The organism is Amycolatopsis sp. NPDC052450, from assembly GCF_044547565.1.
Taxonomy (GTDB): domain Bacteria; phylum Actinomycetota; class Actinomycetes; order Mycobacteriales; family Pseudonocardiaceae; genus Amycolatopsis.
The window spans coordinates 58,576-80,301 of the sequence record NZ_JBIUAQ010000022.1 but is presented as its reverse complement, the minus strand read 5'-3'; the positions used below and the strand labels follow the sequence as shown (position 1 = coordinate 80,301).

Annotated in this window: 21 protein-coding genes; 12 read left to right on the top strand and 9 right to left on the bottom strand. The window is 69.0% G+C overall.

Annotated features, from left to right (window positions below; all coding sequences use genetic code 11):
• Positions 1-166 precede the first annotated feature (166 nt).
• A complete protein-coding gene (gene sepH, locus ACIHAO_RS29720) occupies positions 167-1,012 on the top strand; it encodes a septation protein SepH (RefSeq protein ID WP_396563306.1) in 846 nt (281 codons plus the stop codon).
• A gap of 36 nt (positions 1,013-1,048) precedes the next feature.
• On the opposite strand, the gene ACIHAO_RS29715 is transcribed toward sepH, so the two are convergent.
• Complete coding sequence (locus ACIHAO_RS29715; protein ID WP_396563304.1) at positions 1,049-1,414, bottom strand: MmcQ/YjbR family DNA-binding protein; 366 nt, start codon at positions 1,412-1,414, stop codon at positions 1,049-1,051.
• 32 nt (positions 1,415-1,446) lie between these two features.
• Here ACIHAO_RS29715 and ACIHAO_RS29710 point away from each other — a divergent pair, with 32 nt between their 5' ends.
• Positions 1,447-2,265 carry a hypothetical protein gene (locus ACIHAO_RS29710; RefSeq protein WP_396563302.1) on the top strand — a complete coding sequence of 273 codons (819 nt, stop codon included), beginning with the start codon at positions 1,447-1,449 and terminating at the stop codon, positions 2,263-2,265.
• 32 nt (positions 2,266-2,297) lie between these two features.
• On the opposite strand, the gene ACIHAO_RS29705 is transcribed toward ACIHAO_RS29710, so the two are convergent.
• Together ACIHAO_RS29705 and ACIHAO_RS29700 are read right to left on the bottom strand one after the other, a co-directional pair.
• On the bottom strand, positions 2,298-2,900 hold the full coding sequence (locus ACIHAO_RS29705; RefSeq protein WP_396563300.1) for a DUF2537 domain-containing protein: 603 nt from the start codon (positions 2,898-2,900) through the stop codon (positions 2,298-2,300).
• A 28-nt stretch (positions 2,901-2,928) separates the two neighbouring features.
• Complete coding sequence (locus ACIHAO_RS29700; protein WP_396563298.1) at positions 2,929-3,744, bottom strand: TrmH family RNA methyltransferase; 816 nt, start codon at positions 3,742-3,744, stop codon at positions 2,929-2,931.
• 216 nt (positions 3,745-3,960) lie between these two features.
• Here ACIHAO_RS29700 and ACIHAO_RS29695 point away from each other — a divergent pair, with 216 nt between their 5' ends.
• From ACIHAO_RS29695 to ACIHAO_RS29655, 9 genes are all read left to right on the top strand, one after another.
• Positions 3,961-5,460: a glutamate-cysteine ligase family protein gene (locus ACIHAO_RS29695; protein WP_125782025.1), complete on the top strand. Its 1,500-nt coding sequence runs from the start codon at positions 3,961-3,963 to the stop codon at positions 5,458-5,460.
• Between the two features lie 24 nt (positions 5,461-5,484).
• Positions 5,485-6,078, top strand: coding sequence for a TetR/AcrR family transcriptional regulator (locus ACIHAO_RS29690; RefSeq protein ID WP_396563295.1), 594 nt, complete (start codon positions 5,485-5,487; stop codon positions 6,076-6,078).
• Positions 6,079-6,151: 73 nt separating this feature from the next.
• A complete protein-coding gene (locus ACIHAO_RS29685) occupies positions 6,152-6,820 on the top strand; it encodes a heme oxygenase (biliverdin-producing) (RefSeq protein WP_396563293.1) in 669 nt (222 codons plus the stop codon).
• Positions 6,821-7,029: 209 nt separating this feature from the next.
• Positions 7,030-8,898, top strand: coding sequence for a serine hydrolase domain-containing protein (locus tag ACIHAO_RS29680; protein WP_396563291.1), 1,869 nt, complete (start codon positions 7,030-7,032; stop codon positions 8,896-8,898).
• A 198-nt stretch (positions 8,899-9,096) separates the two neighbouring features.
• Complete coding sequence (locus ACIHAO_RS29675) at positions 9,097-9,720, top strand: superoxide dismutase (RefSeq protein WP_037317970.1); 624 nt, start codon at positions 9,097-9,099, stop codon at positions 9,718-9,720.
• Positions 9,721-9,810: 90 nt separating this feature from the next.
• On the top strand, positions 9,811-10,560 hold the full coding sequence (locus tag ACIHAO_RS29670; RefSeq protein WP_396563289.1) for an arylamine N-acetyltransferase: 750 nt from the start codon (positions 9,811-9,813) through the stop codon (positions 10,558-10,560).
• A gap of 217 nt (positions 10,561-10,777) precedes the next feature.
• The gene (locus ACIHAO_RS29665) at positions 10,778-11,617 is read left to right on the top strand and encodes an SDR family NAD(P)-dependent oxidoreductase (RefSeq protein ID WP_396563287.1); all 840 of its coding nucleotides are present in this window, start codon (positions 10,778-10,780) and stop codon (positions 11,615-11,617) included.
• Between the two features lie 45 nt (positions 11,618-11,662).
• A complete protein-coding gene (locus ACIHAO_RS29660; protein ID WP_396563285.1) occupies positions 11,663-12,652 on the top strand; it encodes a hypothetical protein in 990 nt (329 codons plus the stop codon).
• A 171-nt stretch (positions 12,653-12,823) separates the two neighbouring features.
• A complete protein-coding gene (locus tag ACIHAO_RS29655; RefSeq protein ID WP_396563283.1) occupies positions 12,824-13,837 on the top strand; it encodes a hypothetical protein in 1,014 nt (337 codons plus the stop codon).
• Here ACIHAO_RS29655 and ACIHAO_RS29650 read toward each other — a convergent pair.
• The 4 genes from ACIHAO_RS29650 to ACIHAO_RS29635 form a co-directional block, all read right to left on the bottom strand.
• Positions 13,834-14,271 (bottom strand): hypothetical protein, encoded by a 438-nt coding sequence (locus tag ACIHAO_RS29650; RefSeq protein ID WP_396563281.1) that lies wholly within the window; start codon positions 14,269-14,271, stop codon positions 13,834-13,836. The two genes, ACIHAO_RS29655 and ACIHAO_RS29650, sit on opposite strands and share 4 nt — an antisense overlap.
• Positions 14,268-15,527, bottom strand: a complete 1,260-nt coding sequence (locus ACIHAO_RS29645) for an MFS transporter (protein WP_396563439.1) — start codon at positions 15,525-15,527, stop codon at positions 14,268-14,270. Before ACIHAO_RS29645 ends, ACIHAO_RS29650 begins: the two co-directional genes overlap by 4 nt.
• 107 nt (positions 15,528-15,634) lie before the next feature.
• Positions 15,635-16,066: a MarR family winged helix-turn-helix transcriptional regulator gene (locus ACIHAO_RS29640; protein WP_037317984.1), complete on the bottom strand. Its 432-nt coding sequence runs from the start codon at positions 16,064-16,066 to the stop codon at positions 15,635-15,637.
• Between the two features lie 67 nt (positions 16,067-16,133).
• A complete protein-coding gene (locus tag ACIHAO_RS29635; protein ID WP_396563279.1) occupies positions 16,134-17,591 on the bottom strand; it encodes an NCS2 family permease in 1,458 nt (485 codons plus the stop codon).
• Between the two features lie 80 nt (positions 17,592-17,671).
• Between ACIHAO_RS29635 and ACIHAO_RS29630 the strand changes: the two genes are divergently transcribed.
• Positions 17,672-17,899, top strand: a complete 228-nt coding sequence (locus tag ACIHAO_RS29630; RefSeq protein ID WP_125791618.1) for a DUF2530 domain-containing protein — start codon at positions 17,672-17,674, stop codon at positions 17,897-17,899.
• A 73-nt stretch (positions 17,900-17,972) separates the two neighbouring features.
• On the opposite strand, the gene ACIHAO_RS29625 is transcribed toward ACIHAO_RS29630, so the two are convergent.
• Positions 17,973-20,780 carry a sacsin N-terminal ATP-binding-like domain-containing protein gene (locus ACIHAO_RS29625; protein ID WP_396563277.1) on the bottom strand — a complete coding sequence of 936 codons (2,808 nt, stop codon included), beginning with the start codon at positions 20,778-20,780 and terminating at the stop codon, positions 17,973-17,975.
• Positions 20,770-21,708, bottom strand: coding sequence for a DUF3027 domain-containing protein (locus ACIHAO_RS29620; protein WP_396563275.1), 939 nt, complete (start codon positions 21,706-21,708; stop codon positions 20,770-20,772). Before ACIHAO_RS29620 ends, ACIHAO_RS29625 begins: the two co-directional genes overlap by 11 nt.
• Positions 21,709-21,726: the final 18 nt, after the last annotated feature.

The window sequence follows — 21,726 nt, the reverse complement described above, 5'->3', positions numbered from 1 at the left end:
GTCCGGCGCGTCACACGGCGAGCCGCCCGTCGCTCCCGCAGAATTCCCCTTGCCGTCATGAACAAAATAGTGAGCAGGACACATGACATCGGCGCGCCTCACACGTCAAGGCGACGCGCCGTTTTAACGTGGACACCCACAAAGGTGAAGAATCGGGGAGGCGAGAATGAGAGCGCTACGGGTGGTCGGGCTGCACGAGGACGGTAAGTCCATCGTGTGTGAGGACCCGGCGAGCCGCACGCGTTTCCTGCTCCCCGCGGATGAGAGGCTGCGAGCGGCGGCGAGGGGTGACATCACCCGCCTCGGCCAGATCGAGATCGAGTTGGAGAGCCAAATGCGGCCACGCGAGATCCAGGCACGAATCCGGGCCGGTGAGTCCGTGGAGCAGGTCGCGAGCGGCGCCGGCGTCACCGTGCAGCGCGTCGAGCGGTTCGCGTACCCGGTCCTGCTCGAGCGATCCCGCACCGCCGAACTGGCACAGCGGGCGCATCCGGTCCGCGAGGACGGCCCCGACGTGCAGACGCTCGGCGAGGTCGTGGCGCACTCCTTCGGGCAGCGCGGGCACGACTACAGCCAGGCGACCTGGGACTCCTGGCGAGGCGACGACGGCAAGTGGGTCGTCGTGCTGAGCTGGAAGGCGGGCCGTTCGGACAACCGCGCGCACTGGTCGTTCTCGCCCGGCGCCCACGGCGGCACCGTGCAGGCCCTCGACGAGAACGCCGAAGTCCTGCTCAACCCCAACGCCTACCGCGCCCCGCGCACGGTCCGGGCGCTGGACCCCGGCAGGGAAGCGGTCATCCAGCCCACCCTCGATTCGATACCCGACGAGCCGGTCGCGAAGGTGATCGACGCGCCGATCGCGGAACCCGACGAAGATGTCGAGCCACCACTTCCGGCTGACGAGCCGGAGGAAGTGGCCGAGCCCGCTCCACGGGCGAAGGGGAAGAAGAACCACCCCATCGTTCCATCCTGGGAAGACGTCCTACTGGGCGTCCGATCACAACGAGGTTGAATTCGCACGTAATGGCCCCTTCCGGTGGAGGGGCCATTACGTGCGTCCAGGGACCTGCGCGATCAGGGCTTTCGGCGCCACGAGGCAATACGCGTCGGTGACGATCCGCTCGATTTCGGCCCAGTCGGCGTCGACGTCCAGCCGGACCCCGAGCCAGCCCCGATGCCCGACGTACGGCGGCCGGAAGAACCGTTCCGGCTCGGCACCCACCAGTTCTTCCTGCGCCCCGGGCGGCGCCGGGCACCAGAAGGCGACCTTGTCGGCGTGATGCCGGTCGGCGTACATGACGAACGTCTTCTTGCCGCGCACGAACCACGTCGGCTCGCCGTGACTGAGCCGCTCGGAGGTCTCCGGCAGCGCGAGACACAGCCGTCTGAGTGAACTGAGCGGGTCACCGGCCATGGATCTCAGTATCCTCGGACCAGGGGGATTCCATGCAGGATTGGTACGCGCGCGCCGTCCGATTGCGTTTCCAGGTTTTCACGGGGACGCCGTACGCCCATGTCTCGCCGATGGAGTGGCAGATCGATCCGGGGAATCTCCGCGGTATCGCCCTGAGCCGCGGCTACCTGGAGGTCGCGCCGATGTTCCAGGGCTGCCTGAGCTTCCGGTTCGCGCCGCAGCAGGTCCCGCGGGTTCCCGTCTTCGACGGGCCGGACAGACCGGACAAAGACCGCGAACGCTGGCTGCTGAACCATCTCAGCGGCTCCGACCGGGTTTGGATCAGCCTCAGGCACGCGAACCTCTCCGCCCGGCGTGTCGCGGAAGTCGCCGAGACGGAGGGCCTGCGTGTCGCGGCCGACTTCACCGATCCGAACGACCGGGTCCTCCTGCTCAGCCGGGATCCGTCACCGCCACGGCTTCCGTTGCCCGCACCCACGGGACTTCGGTTCCGCTACTCCTGGCTGAACTACATCGCACCCGTCGCCGTCCTGGTCCTCCTCGGCGCGGCGGCGATGATCGCCGGAACACCGTCCGACCAGGAAGCCCCGATCGTCAGCCTCCTGTTCATCGCGGCCCTCGCCGGTGCCGTCCCGGCCGCTTTCACCACCAGCCTCTTCCCGCGCACCATCCGCGTCGGCTGGCTCGCCCGGGAATTCGACGGGAGCCTCCACGTGGGACTCACGATGCGCTCCTATCAGCTTCCCGCCGACCTGGTCGTGCAGATCGCCGCGTATCACGGCTATGAGCTTTACGGGCTGTCCGCGACGCAGGCGGGCGGGATGAGTCTCCAGTTCTTCAAACGCGTGTGACCCGGCGAGCCGATCGGCACTGTTTTCGACATTTAGAAGACGACGATCAGTACGCCGATCCACGCGATCACGATTCCCGCCGCCGCGCCGAAGGACGCCCACCGCACGATCGGCACCCGCCGCGCGAGCCACAGCGAGGGCGTGATCCCGGCGGTCACGACGGCGGACGCGAGCAGCGCGAGCCAGCCGTTGGTCTCGCGCGCGAGGGTGTTCGCCAGCGCCAGCATCGCCACGACGACCACGGCCGCGACGAACGCGGAGACGGTCAGCCCGGTCAGCCACGGCGTCGGTTCCCCGGCGGGATCCGGTGTGCCGAAAAGCCGCCGCGCGAGTTCGCTGCGGGGCGCGGGGGTGGGCGGGTCGATGATCACGCCGTCGCCGGAGACGGGGTCGACGTACCGCACGGAGGTGCCCATCGTGGCGGCGACCCGCTGGGCGAGCTGGCGGCCTCGCTGGGAGACCACGGAAGCGGCCTCGGTGCCGGAGGAGCCGACGGCGGACGCGACGCGGGCCCATTCGTGCAACGCCTGCGCGAGATCCGAACCGATCGCGAGCGAATGCGGGTCCACCTCGTGCGCGCTGTCGCCGCCACGCCCGGCCAGCACCGCACGTCCCTCACGGATCCGCAATTCCATGGGTTCTCCTCGTGATCGGCTCGGGTGCTCACGATAGCGGTGGACGCGTCTCGTAGAACGCGATCGCGCCAGCCGTGGCGACATTCAGCGAATCGACGCCTTCGGGCATCGGGATCCGCACCGCGACGTCGGCGGCGGCGATGGCCTCCTCGGTCAGACCGGGGCCCTCGGCGCCCAGCATCAACGCCACCTTCCCCGGGGTCTGGTCGCGTAACTGGCGCAGCGAAACGGAATCCGCACGAGGAGTGAGGGCCGCGATACGGAAACCGCGTTCCCGCAGCAGTTCCAGGTCGCCGGGCCAGGATCCGACGGTGGCGAACGGCACGCGCAGGACGTGCCCCATCGAAACGCGGACGCTGCGCCGGTACAGCGGGTCCGAGCAACCGGCGCCGAGCAGGATCCCGTCGACCCCGAGCGCGGCCGCGTTGCGGAACAGCGAACCGAGATTCTCGTGGTCACCGACGCCTTCGAGCACCACGAGCACCCGTGCGCCCTCGATGACGTCTTCGACCGTCGGCGACGGCACCGGCCGGTCCGCGACGGCCAGTATCCCGCGATTCAGATGGAAGCCGACCACTTCGGCCATCGTCTCGGCCGACGTCACATAGCCGGGGACGTCGACGCGGGCCAGGTCGTCGCCCAGTTCCCGGAACCGCCGTTCCACGCCGAGCAGGGCGCGGACCGGATAGTGGGAGTTGAGCAGCCGTTCGACCACGACGGTGCCTTCGGCGATCACAAAGCCACGCCCACCCGGCCTATCGGGACGCCGATCGGCTGTGGACAAGTCGCGGAAATCGTCGAGCCGCGGGTCGGCGCGGTCGTCGATGGTGATCAGTTCTGCCACCCGGAGAGTGTGTCATCCGTCCGCTGCGCGCCGTTTGCGTCCGATCGTCCACGGGTAAGTGGTACGAATGGAGGTATTTTGCTGTCAGTTAACCCCTGGTGACAGAGAGCACCAGTTTGGCCGCTAGCCGGGCGCTGGTGAGGCGTGAAACCGTTGGGCCGCCTGGCAGTCCCGCCTGGATCCCGCGGAGCGTGGCCAATGAGGAGCTCGACGAACATGGGTAAGAATCTTTCGGCGGACCCCTGCGAGCCGCAGGATCGCGGACGTTACCGCCGGAAGGTCCAGCGCTGCCTCGACACCTTGGCCCGGATGCTCACCGATGGCAGTTTTTCCTTCCCGCGCAAGAACATCGGGCTCGAGGTGGAGCTCAACCTCGTCGACGCGGAGCTGCGCCCGTCGATGACGAACACGACTGTGCTCGAGGCGCTGAACGACCCGTCGTTCACCACCGAACTCGGCCAGCACAACCTTGAGCTCAACGTGCCGCCCCGGCCGCTGGCCGGCGAGTCCGCGCTGCAACTGGAGGACGATCTCCACGCGTATCTTGGCGCCGCCTCGCGCAAGGCGGAGGAATCCGGCGCCTCACTGGCGATGATCGGCATCCTCCCGACGCTGCGGCACGAGCACTTCGACCAGAAGTGGCTCACCAACAACGCCCGGTATTCGCTGCTCAACGACCGGATCTTCGCCGCGCGCGGCGAGCGCACCGTGCTCTCGATGGAGGGCGCGCCGCTGCCGGGAAGGCAGCCCGAGCGGCTGCGCAGTTACTCCGAATCGATCCTCCCCGAGGCCGCCTGCACCTCCGTCCAGCTGCATCTCCAGGTGGCGCCGGAGGAGTTCGCGGCGCATTGGAACGCGGCACAGGCACTGGCGGGCGTCCAGATCGCGGTGGGCGCGAATTCGCCGTTCCTGCTCGGCAAGGCGCTCTGGCACGAGACGCGGATCCCGCTGTTCCTGCAGGCCACGGACACCCGGCCCGAAGAACTGAAGAACCAGGGCGTGCGGCCGAGGGTGTGGTTCGGCGAGCGGTGGATCACCTCGATCTTCGACCTGTTCGAGGAGAACGTCCGGTACTTCCCCGGTCTGCTGCCCGAGACCGACCGCGAGGATCCGATCGAGGCGCTCGACTCCGGCCAGGCCCCGAAACTCACCGAACTGCGGATGCACAACGGCACCGTCTGGCGCTGGAACCGGCCGGTCTACGACGTCGTCGACGGCCTGCCGCATCTGCGGGTGGAGAACCGAGTGCTGCCCGCGGGCCCGACCGTCGTCGACATGGTCGCGAACGCCGCCTTCTTCTATGGCGCGCAACGGGCCCTCGCCGAAGCCGACCGTCCAGTGTGGACACAGATGTCGTTCCAGGCGGCCGAGGAGAACATGTACGCGGGCGCGCGCCGGGGTTTCGACGCGCAGCTGTACTGGCCGGGGATCGGCTGGATCCCGCCGGACGAGCTGGTGCTGCGGGTCCTGCTGCCGCTGGCACACGAGGGACTACGCCGGTCGGATGTTTCGGACGAGGCGAGAGAGCGTTATCTGGGCATCATCGAGCAGCGGTGTCTCACCAGGCGGACCGGCGCGGCGTGGCAGCGGGAGTACGTCCTGCGCGCGGAGGAGCGCGGCGCCGAGCGGGAAACCGCGCTGAACCGGATGCTGGGCCGGTACCTGGAGCTGTCGGCCACCGAGACGCCGGTGCACACCTGGTCGTTGGAGGCTTAGAGTCTTCCTCCAGGGAGGTGGCTCGTGCCCAAGATCATCGGCCGGTCGCTGGAGGAGCACCGGCGCGAGGTCCGCAGCAGGGTGTTCGACGTCCTGCGCGGGCAGCTGTACGAGCGCGGGTTCGACGCGATCACGCTCGCGGGTGTCGCCGCCGAAGCGGGCCTCGGCCGCACGGCGATGTACAACCACTTTCCGGACAAGGAAAGCCTGCTGGTCGCCTTCGTCGAGGATGAGGCGACGCGGTACGTCGAACGGCTGACGGCGGCCGTCGCGACCGCGGACACCCCGGTCGAGAAGCTTTCGACGTTCGTCCGGCTGCAACTGCGGGTGCTGGCCGAGTACCACCTGCCGCCGGGGACGGCGCTCGCGTCGGCACTGGCGCCCGCCGCGTACCGGCGGATCAGCGCGCACGCCGACCCCATCACCGGCCAGCTGCGCGAGATCCTCGCCGAGGGCGTCCCGCAGGAGGATCCCGACGTGCTGATCCCGATGATCACCGCCGCGCTCGGCAGCCGCCAGGTCGTCGACGTGCCACCCGAACGGCTGGACGACGCGATCGAGGGAGCGGTCCGATTCGTGCTCAGAGCGGTCGGGATGACGGAAGACTCGAAAAATTAGGGTAGCCTAACCCGTGATTGTGCCTTACGCTCTTTCTGACAGCATGTCAGATCGATGCTTGGAGGCTCTGTCCATGCCGGTGACCACCGACGTCGAATCCGGGCCGTTCTCCGCGACCCTGCGCGCCTCCACCTTGCCCGCCCACGAGCGGGCCAACCACTCCGAGTACATGAACGCGCTGCTCGGCGGCGAACTCTCGCTCGAGGGGTACACCCGGCTGGCGATCCAGTACTACTTCATCTACCAGGCCATCGAACAGGCCGCCGACAAGCTCGCGCAGGACCCGGTGGCCGGCAAGTTCGTCTTCGAGGAACTGCGGCGGCTGCCGAGCCTCGAACGCGACCTCGAACAGCTCGTCGGCCCGGACTGGCGCGAGACCGTCCGGCCGCTGCCCTCGACCGAGCGGTACGCGCGGCGCGTGGCCGAGGCGTCGGACTGGTCCGGCGGGTTCGTCGCCCACCACTACACGCGCTACCTCGGCGACATCGCCGGCGGCCAGGTCATCCGGCGGCTGCTGGAGCGCAAGTACGAGCTCACCGACGCGGGGTCGCTGTTCTACCACTTCGACCAGCTGGGCAGCGCGCCCAAGTTCCGCGACAACTACCGCGAACAGCTGAACTCGGCGCCGTGGAGCGAGAACGAGCGCACGCGGCTGATCGAGGAGGCGATCGTGGCCTTCGAGTGCAACATCGCGGTGTTCGACGAGCTGGCGAGCGAGCTGGACGCGTACCGGGCCGCCTGACCTCTTGAGCCGGTCGCGGGGTAGCCGGCGGTGGGCGCGCGCGTGTCGTCCATCCAGACACACGTGTCGTCCATCGGATCACACGTGTCGTCCCATCGATCACGCCAAACCGCCACTCGTGATCGGGTCGCGGGGTAGGGGAGGCCCCACCCCGCGACCGGCGGCCCACCGGATCCCTTTACCCCGGGGAAATCCCTAGTTTTCAGCACATGTTCCGAATCGCGGCCACCGCCGCACTGCTGACCATCACGACGGTCTTGACGGCTCCCGCCGCCCAAGCGGCCACGCCCGCCTCCGCGGCGGCCGTCTTCGACGAGATCCTCCCGCGAAGCCTTGCCGAGCACCACATTCCCGGCGCCGCCGTGGTGGTCGTCGAAGGTGGCGAGACGGTGTTCTCGGCGGGCTATGGAGTGTCCTCAGTGGACACTCAGGCCAAGGTGGATCCGGAACGCACCGGGTTCCTGATCAACTCCGTCGGCAAGTCGATCGCCGCCACGGCCGCGATGCAACTCGTCGAACAGGGCAAGCTGGCGCTGGACGCCGACGTCAACACGTACCTGAAGTCGTTCAAGATCCCCGAAACCTTTCCCGGCCGTCCGGTCACCCTGTTCTCCCTGCTGACCCACACCGCGGGTTTCGAAGACCGCGTGTACCGGATGTTCACGCCGAGGGACGAGAAACTGCCGGCGCTCGCGGAACACCTCGCGAACGAGATGCCGACCCGCGTCCGCCCACCCGGCGAGGTCACCCTTTATTCGAACTACGGCTTCGCGCTGGCCGGGTATCTCGTGGAACTGGCGTCGGGACAGTCCTATGCGGACTACGTGCGGCAGCACATCTTCGAGCCGTCGGGCATGAAGGACAGCAGCGTCGCCCAGCCCACTCCCGACGTGCCGCTGGCGACCGGCTACCGCTGGGACGGCTCGGCGCAGGTCGTCCCGCCGTCGAACTTCGGCCCCGAACCGCCCGCGGGTGACGGGAACGTCGCCACTCCGGCCGACATGGGCCGCTACCTGTCCGCGAACCTCGTCCCCGGTACGTTCAGCCGCCCGTTGCTCGACCAGTTGCACGGCGCGCGGTTCCGCAACGACCCGCGGCTGCCCGCGATGGGGTTCGGCTTCTCCGAGCGGTATCTGAACGGCTTGCGCCTGGTGGAGAAGACCGGCGACTCGCCGGGATTCCTCAGCGTGCTTGAACTGATCCCCGAGAAGAACACCGGCGTGTACCTGGCGTTCAATGGCGGCGCGTTCTCCGGGGACGCCGCCGCGGTCACCGCCGAGGTGTTGAAGGCCTTCGTCGACCGGCTACAGCCCGCCGCTCCCGTTCCCGCGCCTGTGGCACTCGCGGGTGACGTCTCACGGTTCGAAGGCAGCTACAACAACACCCGGCTGGACTACGACAGCTTCACGAAGGTCCGTGCGCTCGCGGGCGGCGTCACGGTGACCGCGGACGGCGACGGCGCGCTGACGACGTCCGGTCTCGGCGAGGGAACCCGGCGATGGACGCAGACCGAGCCCGGGCTGTTCACCGACGTGGCAGGCGAGCGGATCGCGTTCCGCGAGTCCGGCGGTCAGGTCCTGCTCTTCGCCGGTGACGACCCGAACTCCTCCTACGAACGCATGTCGTGGCTCGAATCGTCCTCCACCCATCTGCTGATCCTCGGGATCGCGCTGCTGCTCCTGCTGGGCGCGCTGGTGTTCTGGCCGATCCGCGCGTTCGTCCGGCGCGGCCGGGAACGGAACCCGTCGGGTACCCGGTTCGCGACCGTCGCCGCCTGGTGCGCGGCGCTGGCCGTCCTGCTGTTCACCGCCGGCTTCGCCCTCCTCATGAGCGATCTGAGCGCCGCCGCCGTCGCGCTGACCTCCGGGCACTCCCCCTTGCTGAGCGTCACCTTGCTCCTGCCGAACGTCGTGCTGCTCCTGACCGGCGCGGCCGTCGTCTGCACGGCACTCGCGTGGCTCCGCGGCTGGTGGAACACCTCCGCCAGAATCACCTACACGGTGGTTTCCGTGGCCTTGACGGCCTTCCTCGGGGTAATCGCCTCCTATCATCTGGTCGGGCTGCCCTACCTGGCTTGATGACCGCCGTCACATCGCCTTGACCTCCAGCTAACTGGAGCTAGCAAGGTGGGTTTCAGGCGGTGGTCCCAACGGGTACAGCCGCTACGAACGGGTCGTTCCACCTGGGGAGAAACGCGGCGCCCCCGGTCGCCGCGAACGGGTGAAGACGACTAAGTTCGTCCTTGGAAACTTGTGTCGAAGACAGAAGGAGGGCCGATGGCCCGCTACGTGCTCCCCGATCTCGACTATGACTACAGCGCCCTGGCGCCGCACATCTCCGGCGAGATCAACGAGCTGCACCACAGCAAGCACCACGCGACCTACGTCAAGGGCGCGAACGACACGCTCGACAAGATCGCCGAGGCCCGCGAGGCCGGCAACTTCGGTGACATCGTCGGCCTGCAGACCACGCTGGCGTTCCACCTCGCCGGGCACGCCAACCACGTCGTGTGGTGGAAGATCCTCTCCCCGGAAGGCGGCGACAAGCCGACCGGCGAGCTGGCCTCCGCGATCGACGAGGCGTTCGGCTCCTTCGACAAGTTCAAGGCGCAGTTCACCGCGGTCGCCACCACGATCCAGGGCAACGGCTGGGCCGCGCTCTCCTGGGACCCGATCGGCAAGACGCTGATCACCCAGCAGCTGCGCGACCACCACAACAACCTGGTCCTGCCGACCACGCCGATCCTGCTGGTCGACGTCTGGGAGCACGCGTTCTACCTGGACTACAAGAACGTGAAGCCGAAGTACGTCGAGGCCCTGTGGAACATCTTCAACTGGGCCGAGATCTCCAAGCGGTTCGACAACGCCGTCGCCGGCGGCAACGGCCTGCTGCTCGGCTGACCTCTCACCACGACACGGGGCTCTCCTCATCCGGGAGGGCCCCGTTTTTCGTCTTGACCTCCAACGCGGTCGAGGTGTCAAGGTTGACGCATGGACGTCGCCGCATACCTCGCCCGGCTCGGAGTCGACCGTCCCGCCACCCCGGACGTCGCCGCCCTGCGCACGCTGCAGGAACGGCATCTCGCGACGGTGCCGTTCGAGAACCTGAGCATCCACCTCGGCGAGCCGATCGTCCTGGACACCGACGCGCTGTTCGACAAGATCGTGCGGCGGCGGCGCGGCGGCTTCTGTTACGAGCTGAACGGGCTCTTCGCCGCCTTGCTGCGGGAACTGGGCTTCGACGCCGTCTTGAAGTCGGCGAAGGTCTTCCGGCCGGACGGCACGCTCGGGCCGCCGTTCGACCACGCCGCCGTCAGCGTCGAACTGGACGAGCCGTGGCTGGCCGACGTCGGTTTCGGCCGGTTCAGCCGGTTCCCGCTGCGGCTGTCCGCCACCGAGGCGCAGGCCGACCCGGAGGGCGAGTTCCTGGTCCTCGACGCGCCCCACGGCGACATCGACGTCCTCCAGGACGGCAAGCCCCAGTACCGGATCGAGCGGCGGCCGCGGGCGCTGGACGAGTTCGTCCCGACGTCCTTCTGGCAGGCGACGTCACCGGACTCGCATTTCACGCGGGGGCCGGCCTGTTCGCTGCCGGGCAAGCACGGCCGGGTCACGCTGGCGGGTGACAAGCTGATCATCACGACCCACGGTGTCCGGGAAGAGACCAGGCTTTCGAGTGACCAGGAGATCCTGGATGCCTATCGGAAGAGGTTCGGGATCGAACTCGACCGGGTGCCTTGACCGAATCGGCATGGTCGTCGACCATGAACCCTCCGGAATGAACGAAGCCCCGCCTCCGGGGGTGACCCGGTTGCGGGGCTTCGTCCGTTCCCGAACTGACTGCCGCTCCCACCACGAAGCGGACATGTATGAGGTTAGCCTAACCTCATCTCCCCCGACAAGGGGTTCGGTCGAGAGATGCCGATCTCACCCTTCCGGGTGACGGCAGACTGTCCTCATGAGTCTTCTGAGCGGCAAGGCCGTGGTCGTCACCGGCGCCGGACAGGGCCTGGGCAGGGCATTCGCGCGGCACGCGGCGTCACAGGGCGCGGCGGTCGTGGTGAACGACGTCGAAGCGGGGCTCGCGGACGAGGTCGCGAGGGAGATCCGTGCGCTGGGCGGGCGCGCCGTGTCCAACGGCGGCTCGGTCGCCGACGCCGAGCAGGCCGCCGGGCTGATCGACGAGTGCGTCGCCGAATTCGGCGGGCTCGACGGCCTGGTGAACAACGCCGGCGTCAACTACCGGGCCGACCCCTGGGCGGACGACCCGGCCCGGATGCGCGAAGTGGTCGAAGTCAACGTGCTCGGCCCCCTCTTCTGCGGGACCGCCGCCGCGAAAGTGCTGCGTGACCAGGGCGGCGGCGTGATCGTGAACGTGGGCTCCGGTTCGATGATCGGCCAGCGCCGCGCGGCCGCGTACTCGGCCTCGAAAGGCGCCGTAGCCTCCATGACCGCCTCGTGGGCGGCCGATCTGGCCGAACACGGCATCCGGGTCAACGCCGTCGCGCCGGTGGCCTGGACGCGGATGGCCCGGAACGACCCGACCGTCGTCCAAACCCCGGAGCACACCCCCGAGCGGGTGGCGCCGCTGGTGACGTACCTGCTCAGCGACCTTTCGGCGGGGGTCACCGGGCAGATCCTCCGGTTCCGCGGCGACATCCTGTGCGTCCTCCGGCAGACCGCGATCAAGGATCCCGTCCTCGAACGCGACGCCTGGACCGTCGAAGACATCGCGGACGCGGTGGGCGGCGATCTACGGGAGGCGCTGGAGCCGCCTCCCTCGGCCAGGTGGAAGTGACCGTTTTCGAGTCGCCGACCTGCGTCGATCCGCTAACGTGCGCGCGTGACCACATGGGGTGTCAAGGGTTTCCTGGCGATCGTGATCGCCGGACTCTGCGCGGGGTGCATGACGAAGGCCGACACCTACGAAGAAGGTCTCGGGCCGAAGGAACTCCCCAAGGAGTGGCCGACGGCGAACGGCCGTCCGCTGCGCCCGGTGCCGATGCCGTCCGGGGAGTTCCTGCTGGCACTGCCGCAGGAGACCGCGGCCCAGGTGCTGTGCCAGGCGATCCCGGCGGACCGCTGGAAAGTGCTGATGAGCGGCGACGTCGCGCGCGAGGTGGAGCACGGCGAGTCGTGCCACGCCGTCGGCCTGGACAGCTGGGTGCGGATCTCCTTGAACCGGACCGCCGTGGCCGACTCGTCCGGGCTGGGCACCCGCAAGAAGGTGACCGTCGCCGGACGCCCGGCGACGGTCGTCCTGGGCGGCTCACCGTCCTTTGTGGAGGCCGAGCTCTCCGGCACCGATGTGCGCGTGCTGCGGATCGAGACCAGCTGGACGCGTGTCCCGCCGCAGCACGACCAGAGCGAAAGCCTGCTGCTCGGGCTGACCGAATCGGTACTCGGCGGCGCTTTCGGCCCCGGCCCGAAACTGCCCGCCGCGGACGAACGTGACGTCATCGAACGGAAAACCGTCGACCCGGGCTCGGGCATCCTCGACGCTCCGCTGCCCGAGATCTCGTGGAAACTGTGCACGCGAATCCAGCGCGCGCTCGGCCTTCCCGCCGCGACCACGGAGCCGTACTCCGATGGGAAATGCACGGCCACCGCGACGGACGACTCACCCATCCGGGTCGAGCACGCCGCCCTCCGGACGGAGCCGCGAGGTGAACCGGTGGCGGGCCGCCCGGCTTCGGCGAGCGGCGGGCAGTTGAACGTTCTGTTGACGGACAACGGTTCCGGGCAGGGGCTGCGGTTCTCGTGGCGGGACCGCTCGGAGGCGGAACTACGGGAACTGGCCCAAAAGATTCTTCCCCCACTACTAAGCAACTGACGCTCAAGGCCGCCGAGATGCGCCCAATGTGGCATTGGGGACGCTGAGTGACCCCAATGCCACATTGGGCGCACCTCACTCCCGCCCCTTTCCGAAGGCCCACCCTCCGCATCCACCCATCGGGTTGGCGTTTCGCCGGACAGCGGGCGTCCGACGGGCTAGCTTCTCCCCGTGGCCACCCCGCACGACTACCGCGCCATCGCGCGCAAGACCGACCGTCCGATGTGGATCTGGGCGGGTTGCGCGCTGACCAGTGTCCTGCTGCTGTTCGGTGTGGGGATCGTCGTCGCCGTCACCGTGCTGAACGAAAACGACGAGCCCGAGGCCACGCTCCCCACGGTCTGGCCGTCCACGTCCGGGCAGGCGCTCCGCCCGGTCCCGATGCCGACGGGTGAGATGGTGGCCGCGCTGACGGACGAGACCGGCGCGCAGGTGCTCTGCCAGGTGATCCCGGAGCAGCGCTGGGAGGAGATCCTCGGCGGCCCGACGCTCCTGGAAGCGGGAGGGTCCTGTCACGCGGTCACGGCGAAGCTCGACGTCAGCGCGCAGATGATCGCCGCGCTGCCCGAGGACACGAGCCGGGGCATGCCCACGAGGACCACCGTCGCGGGCAAGCTCGCGGTCATCGCCACGGACAAGGACGGCACCAGCCTGAGCGTCGAGCTCGTCGAGGTCGCGCCGCACAACGGCGCCTCGCCGGTGCTGCGCGTCTCCATTCGCGGCAGGACCACCGAAACCCCTGGATCGGAAGAGAAGGCGAAGGCGCTCGCCGAGGCGCTGATCGCCGGTGCGATGCCGCCCGGGCCGAAGTTGCCGAAAATCGGCGAAGACGGCGAAATCCCACTGGAGAAGACCGAGCCCGGTCCGATCAAGGACCGGCCGCTTCCGGTGATCTCCTGGCTGTTGTGCGGCGAACTCGGCCGCGCGCTCGGCGTGCCCGCCGACAAGGCGAAGCCGACCTTCTTCGCCGCGTGCGAGCTGAACGGCGTGACCGCGGACTACAGCGCGCTGTCCACGGCCGTCGTCCCGACCACGACGATCGCCGGGCTGCCCGCTCAGGTCGACGAACGAGGCGTCGTCGTGCAGCTCACCGACGATCCCGACGGGCAGACGCTGAAGTTCAAGGGCACCGGCGATCTCCCGGCGCTCGCCGAGAAGATGGTGCCGCCGCTGCTCGGCCGTTAGGCCCGGTAATTCGACAGGAGGTCACCGAGCAGGGTCTCGTACGCCTTCCGGTCGAATCGGGCCCCGGTGAACGAGAACTCCTGATCGGGATCGAAGGGCTCGTAGTCGTACTGGTGGCCGAAAGCCCGCCATTCGACCACGTCATCACCGAAGACGACCTCGACGCTGTACCCGCCGCAGCCCAAGTCGCCGCACAGCGGGCAGAAGAGCAGCGCGACCCGGCCGTCGTCGAAATCGCCGGGCAGGTGGCCGAGCAGCCGCGAAAGTGTCTCGACCGCCGACTCACGCCATCGTTCGTCGTGCAGGAACAACGGTGTCCGCTCCTGCACGGGAACCATCGAGCGCAGCGCGACGCCGTCGATCGTCCAGTCGAGGAACCGGGCCTCGCCGTCGTTCCAGCGGGTCACCGACGGCTCGACGCCGAGTCTGTTCACACACGCTCCCTCTTCAGCACCCGCAGACCGTTCCCGAACCGCCGCACCGGCAGGCTCACCCCGCCGCGCCGGATCAACACGACGGCGCACACTACCGCGGCGACCGCCGAGATCGCGCCGCCGATGTAGAACGGCGAGCGGCCGCCGAAGGCGTCGGCCATCCAGCCGGTCATCGGGCCGCCGACGGGGTTGCCGCCGATCAGCACCAGCACGTAAAGGCCCATCACGCGGCCGCGCATCTCCGGGCTGACCGCGGTCTGCACCAGCGCGTTCGCCGTGTTCAGGAAGGTGATCGTGGCGAAGCCGAGCGGGATCAGCGCGAGGCCGAAGGTCAGGTACGTCGGCATGAAAGCGGTGACCACCTCGAACGCTCCGAGCAGGAACGCCGAGATCAGCAGCAGTCGCACGCGGGGACCGCCGCGGGTGTTGCGGCGAGCCGACATCAACGCGCCGGTGAAGGTGCCGACGGCGACCAGTGTCGACAGGAGGCCGTAGCCGTCGGCGTTGGTGTGGAAGACGTTCGCGGCCACGATCGGCAGCGAGGTGAAGTACGTGATGCCGAACGTGCTCACGAAGAACACCAGCACCATCACGGTCATCAGGTCACTGCGCCGCCGGACGTATCGCAGCCCCTCGACGAGTTGCCCCTTCTCGCGCGGGATGGCCGGGCCGCGGAAGAGCTTGTCCGGGTTCATCATCACCAGCGCGGCGATGACGGCGCCCGTGCTCACCGCGTTCGCCATGAACAGCCAGCCGGTGCCGACCCAGGTGATCGCGAAACCCGCGATGGCCGGGCCGACGATACGGGCCATGTTGAAGATCGACGAGTTGAGCGCGACGGCGTTGGTGACCTTGTCCCTGCCGACCATCTCGGCCACGAACGACTGCCGCGCGGGCACTTCCAGCGACGCCGTCACGCCGAGGGTGAAGCAGAGGAGGTAGACGTGCCAGAGCGCCGCGATCCCGCTCAGGTCGAGTGCGCCGAGGATGACCGCCTGCGCCAGCACGGCGATCTGGATGCCGATCAGCAGCCGCCGCTTGTCGACGCGGTCGGCCAGCACCCCGGCCCACAGCGAGAGGAACAACGTCGGGAGGAACTGCAGGGCGACCGCGATGCCGAGCGCGATCGGGTCGTTGCCGCTGAGGGTGAACACCAGCCAGTCCTGTGCGATGCGCTGCATCCAGGTGCCGATGTTCGAGATGACCTGGCCGGTGAAGAAAAGCCGGTAGTTACGGACCTTCAGCGAGGAGAACATGCTCCCGCGCGGCTTCTCGCGCACGGGCGGTGGTGGTGGAGCGGGTTCCCGGGTAACGGTGGTCTTCGAAGGACACTGTGTTTCGTTACCCGTGGTCGTCACCGCTGTTAGTTCCCCGCCATCCTGTCGATGATTTCGGCGGCGCGAGAGAGCACTTCGCGTTCTTCGGCGCTCAACTCCGCCAGTTGCTTGTCCAGCCAGATCTCCCGCGCGGTGATCTGCTCGATCACGTAGGCCCGGCCGCGATCGGACAACTCGACGATGGCCTGGCGGCCGTCGGTCGGATGCGGCCTGCGCTCGACGTAACCCATCTCCTCGAGCGCGGCGATCACCCTCGTCATCGAGGGCGGCTGGACGCCTTCCTTCGCGGCGAGCTGGCCAGGGGTCAGCGCACCGCATTTGTGCAGCGTCGACAACGCGGAAACCTGGGTCAGCGAGATGCCGTCACCGGCCCGCTGGGCCCGCAGCCGTCGATTGAGCCGCACCACCGCGAGACGCAGGCGGCTCGCCAATGAGCGCTCGTGCGTGTCTCCGGACATATAGTTAGCTTACCTCACGATCGGATCATCGGCCCGTGAGATCGCCCACGGCTGGCAAAACCGCTGGTCAGCCGAACGCGGCCTGGATCGGCCCGACCGCGAAGTAGGCCACGAACATCACCGCGATGCCCCACATCAGCGGGTGCACGCCCTTCGCCTTCCCGGTGACCGCGCGGATGACGACGTAGCTGACGAAGCCGGCGCCGATACCGTTCGCGATCGAGTAGGTGAACGGCATGATCACGATGGTCAGGAACGCGGGCAGCGCGATGGTGAAGTCGGCGAAGTCGATCTCCTTGACCTGGCTCATCATCAGCGCGCCGACGACGACCAGCGCCGGAGCGGCGGCCTCGACCGGGACGACCTGGTAGAGCGGGGTCAGGAACATGGCCGCGATGAAGAGCACGCCGGTGACGACGTTCGCGAGCCCGGTCCGGGCGCCCTCCGCGATACCGGACGCGGATTCGACGAAGACGGTGTTCGAACTCGACGACGCGAAGCCACCCGCCACCGCGGCGGTGCCGTCGACGAACAGGGCCTTGCCGACGTTCGGGAGTTTGCCGTCCGGCGGGAGCAGGCCGCCTTCCTTCGCCAGCCCGGTCATCGAGCCCATGGTGTCGAAGAAGTCCGCCAGCACCAGGGTGAACACCAGCAGCACGACGGTGATGATCGGCAACCGCGTCCAGGCACCGAAGGAGATGTCGCCGACCAGCGAGAGGTCCGGCATGCCCAAGACCTGATCCGGCAGCGCCGGGTAGCCGAGGTTCCAGCCCAGCGGGTTGACGCCCTTCGACGGGCCGACCTTGGTGATCGCCTCGACGACGATCGCCAGCACGGTCGAGGCGAGCACACCGATCAGGATCGCGCCCTTGACCCGCTTCGCCACCAGGATGCCGGTGACCAGCAGGCCGACGACGAACACCAGCGTCGGCCACGACGCGATCGAACCGTTGATGCCGAGCCCCACCGGCACGGTCGTCTTCGCGTCGTCCGGGACGCGGCGGACGAATCCGGCGTCGACCAGGCCGATCAGGCAGATGAACAGGCCGATACCGACCGCGATCGCGGATTTCAGCGGCGGCGGCACGGCGTTGAACACCGCCGTCCGGATGCCGGCGAAGACGAGCAGGACGATGACCAGCCCCTCGATCACCACCAGGCCCATCGCCTCGGGCCAGGTCATCTGGGAGGCGAAGGTGACCGCGATCAGGCTGTTGATGCCGAGGCCGGTGGCGATGGCGAACGGGTAGTTCGCGACCAGGCCCATGATGATGGTCAGCACCCCGGCGACCAGCGCGGTCACCGCGGCGACCTGCGGCACGGGGAGGATGTTGCCGAGGACGTCCTTGTGCGCGCCCGCGTCGTCCGCGGAGAAGCTGCCGAGGATCAGCGGGTTGAGGACGACGATGTAGGCCATCGTGAAGAAGGTGACGATCCCGCCGCGGACCTCACGCCCCGGTGTCGAGCCGCGCTCGCTGATCTTGAAGAACCGGTCCAGTGTGGACCGGGTGCGCTGCTCCGCCATCGCGTACCACCCTTCGCCCGTTGCCGGGTACCCTTCCCCACGTGGGCGAATCGATCAATTCCGGGGAAGTAAACGGTTCATTGCGGCCAACGCCGGAACTGCCGAAGCGGCTGACCGACCTGACGCCGGTCGTGATCGTAGGTACCTCGCTCTGGGCGGTCGCGACCGTGGTCCTGTTCTTTGTGACCGACGGCATCTGGGTGCAGACGGCCTTCTCCGGCCTCGTGCTCGGCTTCGTCGGCCTCGCGATCATCGCCTGGCAGCGCGCGGCGGCCCGCCGGGGCTCGAAGGGCGCCCAACGCTTCTAGCTTTCCCCCGCAATTCGTCACCTACTTGCGATGAGTGCGCTCCGCACACGTCGCAAGTAGGTGACGAATTGCGTCAGTTGAGCAGGGCCGAAGGCGAGGGGTCGTCGAGCAGGGCCGTGAGGACGTGGCGGTCGGCCCACCGGTCGGTGGCCCAGGCGAAGGCGCGGCCGAGGCCTTCGGGGGTGTCGGCGGCGTGCAGCGTGCCGTCGGACCACCAGGCGACTTCGTGCTCCGCGTCCTCGAAGGTCACCGTCATCGACTCGTGGAGCAGCACGCCGCCGTCGGGCAGTTCGACGCCCAGCTGATCGGCGGCCAGCCGGAGCGCGGAAAGCTCCGTCCACGGCACGTACTCGCCGCCTTCGGTGACCTTGGCGTCGAAACCGCTCGCCACCGGCAGGTCCAGCAGTTCCGCCAGCGCGGCGGCACCGCTCGCCGAGACGACCATCCGGTCCGGCGCCAGCACGGCGGCGAACCACGGCACGTCGAGCACGACGGCGTCGCGAGCGTCGACGGCCGAACCGTCCGCCGCCCGGACGCGATCCGGCGGCGCGACGTCCACTGTGTACTCGGCGAGTGCCGCGTGCGCCCGGGAAGCGAGACCGGGGCTCACCTCGCGCTCGGGATCGCCCAGCCGCTCCAAGAGATCTTCGACGTCTTCGGCATCGGCCCCCAGCTCTGTCCGCACCCCGGCGGCGAGCAGGATCTCCTTGCTCAGCCCCGAATCCGGGACGACGTCGTAGAGCCCGGCCAGCGCGGTGGCCTCCGGCATCCGCCAATCGAGCGGCGCGTGCCCGTCCAGGAGCGCGTACCGCGCGAGCCACCAGCCGGTGTGCCCGCCGGGTTCGGTGAGGGCACGCCAGGTTTCGGGACGGGACGCGAGCAGTCGCAGCGCCTCCGGCCAGGCGTCGTCGCCGACGAGGTCGAGATCGCGTACGGCGAGCACCCGTGACGGCGGGCGCTCCCGCGAATCCCACCAGTCGTGCTCTTCGGGCAGGCCGTGCCCGGGTTCCAGCGGTTCGTCGTCGGTGACGATCGCGAAGGAATCGAGTACCCCGACCGCGACGAGCGTGGCCGTCGGCCAGTCCTCGGCGAATTCCTCGTCCAGTACGGACAAGGCGCCGTCTTCCTCGAACACCTCGGGATCGAAGATGTCGCCGAGCGGCGAGGTGGGCAGGACGAGTTCGTCCGCGCGCCGCCAGCCGTCCTCGCTCGGCAACGCCAGCGCGCCCGCCCACTCGGGGGCTTCGTCGCCGACCTCGGCGATCAGGCGGAGCACCGCGCCGGCGAGCGCCATACCGTCCAAACCGGACCTGACGTCTTCGACGCTGCGTTCGACGGCGGCGCTCAGCGCGTCGGCTTCGAGTAGGTCGCCCGCCTCGGCGTGCTTGGCGCCCAAGCGTTCCAGCAGCGGATGCGCGGCGGCCGGATGCACGAGCCGCAGGCCGATGATGTCCACATCGGACAGCAGTTCGAGCAGTTCCGCCGAGCCGCCGACGAGCAACGCGTCGCGCACGCCGGGCAAGGTGCGGCCGTCCGACATCGGCACCGGCAAGGCGCCGAGGTCGTCCTTGGTGAGGTCGTGTGCTTCGAGGGCCGGGAGCAGCACGTCGTAGAGCGAGCGCCACCACGACGGCTCGCGCTGGACCCCGGTCAGCTGCTCGATGGCTTCGGCGGGCGAAACCGACTGCGCGCCGACGGCGCGAAGGTCCACACCGGACAGCGAAATCAGCCCGGGCACGAGATCGGCCAGCAGTGGCGCCAGCCCCGGTACGTCCACCGACAGGACACGCGCCTGACGCCCCGGCAAGTCGTCACCTGCTTGCGCGGGAAGCCAGGGCGAGTCGGCGAGGTTTTCGAGGATGGCCTCTCGCAGCGTTCCGTCCACAGTGGAACGCGGGAAGCCCCCACCCGGCACGAGCAGCAGGCGCTCCTTGGCTGGCAGGGAACAAACGAGAGCGACGTACTCCCGCGCGGCGTTCTTCAACGCCGCGGTCAGCTCCGGTCCCGGCAGCGCGCGACGGCGTGACGGCTCGATCGGCAGCGTCGCGATCAGCCTCGCGGGCAGGGAAAGCTCGTCGTCGGTGGGGGTCGGCGCGTGCAGGACGTCTTCGCCGAGCGGCCGCGGCGAACCGGCGCCGTCCAGCGGGACGGCCCAGACGACGTCGCCACGGTGGACCTGCCAGTGCTCGGAACCGTCCGGTGACGTGAGCTCGACGACGCCGTCACCGAGATCGGACCGGCGCCAGACACCGCCCTCGACCTCGATGCTCTCCAGCCAGGACAGGGTGAGCAGGAGGTCGCCGATGTCGTTCTTCAGCTCCGCCAGCAGGGCTCGGCTGTCGACGCCTTCACGCAGCGGAAGCCGGACCTCGGTCGTGAAACCTTCGGGCACCGGGGGTTCGTCGTCCGCGACCGGCCACGGGAGCCGGAGCACGGGAACGTCGCCGGTGCGGCCGGCTTCGGCCCGCGTGCGTTCCGCGGAGAACGCGACCCCGCCGGTCGCCGAAACGATCCGCGGCTCGGCGGAAACGGTGAGCACGGCGGCGAACCCGACGCCGAAACGGCCGACGGTCTCCTCCCCCTTGCCCGAAGCACGAAGGGAGGCAAGGGATTCGACGCCGCGCGCGTCCAGTGGCGCACCCGTGTTGGCGAACCTCAGCTCACCATCCACAACGGACACCCGGAGCGTGCCGCGTTCGTCTGCCGCCAAGGCCGCGTCGGCGGCGTTCTGCGCCAGCTCGACGAACAGCCGGTCACGGTAGCCGCCGACCCGCAGGTCGTTCTCGGTGTTCGTGTCCTCGGTGAAGCGCGTCGGCGAATCGGCCCACGCACGCAGGACGGCGGCGCGCAGCCGCTCGGTGCCGAACGGGTCAGTGCTCACTGGCGCTTTCGGCTTCGACCTGCGCTTCGTCGGCGGTGTCCTGCTCGACGGCCTCCGGTTCGACCTCCGGCTGGACTTCGGCGGTCTCGGGCGCCTCGGCGACCGGGGCTTCGGACTCGTCGACGACCGTGGCCTCGGCGGGCTCGGGCTCGGCCTCGGCGGGGGCTTCCGGCTCGGGCTCGAAGTCGATCAGCGAGTCGTCGTAGACCAGTTCCGCCACCGGCACCGACGAGGTCACCTCGACCTCGATCTCGGAGTGCGCGCCGCAGCCGTACTCGACGTCGACGACGTGACCGTCCGCCGGGGAGATGTCGTTGGTGCACGCGCCGAAGGCCGCACTCAGCGACCCCGCGAGCGGCACGAAGAAGCCGCAGCTCCCGCAGACGTCCGGCGCGCTGCGCGCCATGTCCGACCGCGGGCCGAACTCGCCGCTGTGCCAGCGGGCGGCGGCGTCGAGCCTGCCGTGCCGCGACAGCACGTGGACCCGGCCGAGGCCGGCCTCCTTGGCGACCTCTTCGACCGCGGGGTCGTCGGACTGCAGGTACGCCGGGGCGAGCCGCGGGTCGTCCTTCTCCACCGGGAAGATGTCGCCGACGCCGAGGTCGCCGGCCTGGACGCGGCGATCCCACGGCACCCACGCCGGGGCGACCCGCGCTTCCGGACCGGGGATCAGCACGACCTCGCTGACCGTGATCGGCTCTTCCTCGCCGGCGAGCGCGACCGTGACCGACCAGCGCCAGCCTCGATAACCCGACACGGTCGCCTCGAACAGGTGGCTCGCGGAAACCGCGTCCTCCCGGTCCACGCCGACGTGCGCGCCGACCTGTTCGGCACCGGCGTCCTCCAGCACCGCCGCATGGGCGAGATCGACCGCCTCGGCGAGTTTGCGCTGGATGGAGCCGTCGTCCAGGGTCAACAGCAGGGTCATGCCCCCATTCTGCCGCAC

Bases quoted from the DNA above. Each gene is read 5' to 3' on its own strand.
- sepH (WP_396563306.1), top strand. From the start codon at position 167: ATGAGAGCGCTACGGGTGGTCGGGCTGCACGAGGACGGTAAGTCCATC.
- ACIHAO_RS29715 (WP_396563304.1), bottom strand. From the start codon at position 1,414: ATGGCCGGTGACCCGCTCAGTTCACTCAGACGGCTGTGTCTCGCGCTG.
- ACIHAO_RS29710 (WP_396563302.1), top strand. From the start codon at position 1,447: ATGCAGGATTGGTACGCGCGCGCCGTCCGATTGCGTTTCCAGGTTTTC.
- ACIHAO_RS29705 (WP_396563300.1), bottom strand. From the start codon at position 2,900: ATGGAATTGCGGATCCGTGAGGGACGTGCGGTGCTGGCCGGGCGTGGC.
- ACIHAO_RS29695 (WP_125782025.1), top strand. From the start codon at position 3,961: ATGGGTAAGAATCTTTCGGCGGACCCCTGCGAGCCGCAGGATCGCGGA.
- ACIHAO_RS29685 (WP_396563293.1), top strand. From the start codon at position 6,152: ATGCCGGTGACCACCGACGTCGAATCCGGGCCGTTCTCCGCGACCCTG.
- ACIHAO_RS29680 (WP_396563291.1), top strand. From the start codon at position 7,030: ATGTTCCGAATCGCGGCCACCGCCGCACTGCTGACCATCACGACGGTC.
- ACIHAO_RS29675 (WP_037317970.1), top strand. From the start codon at position 9,097: ATGGCCCGCTACGTGCTCCCCGATCTCGACTATGACTACAGCGCCCTG.
- ACIHAO_RS29670 (WP_396563289.1), top strand. From the start codon at position 9,811: ATGGACGTCGCCGCATACCTCGCCCGGCTCGGAGTCGACCGTCCCGCC.
- ACIHAO_RS29665 (WP_396563287.1), top strand. From the start codon at position 10,778: ATGAGTCTTCTGAGCGGCAAGGCCGTGGTCGTCACCGGCGCCGGACAG.
- ACIHAO_RS29645 (WP_396563439.1), bottom strand. From the start codon at position 15,527: ATGTTCTCCTCGCTGAAGGTCCGTAACTACCGGCTTTTCTTCACCGGC.
- ACIHAO_RS29640 (WP_037317984.1), bottom strand. From the start codon at position 16,066: ATGTCCGGAGACACGCACGAGCGCTCATTGGCGAGCCGCCTGCGTCTC.
- ACIHAO_RS29635 (WP_396563279.1), bottom strand. From the start codon at position 17,591: ATGGCGGAGCAGCGCACCCGGTCCACACTGGACCGGTTCTTCAAGATC.
- ACIHAO_RS29620 (WP_396563275.1), bottom strand. From the start codon at position 21,708: ATGACCCTGCTGTTGACCCTGGACGACGGCTCCATCCAGCGCAAACTC.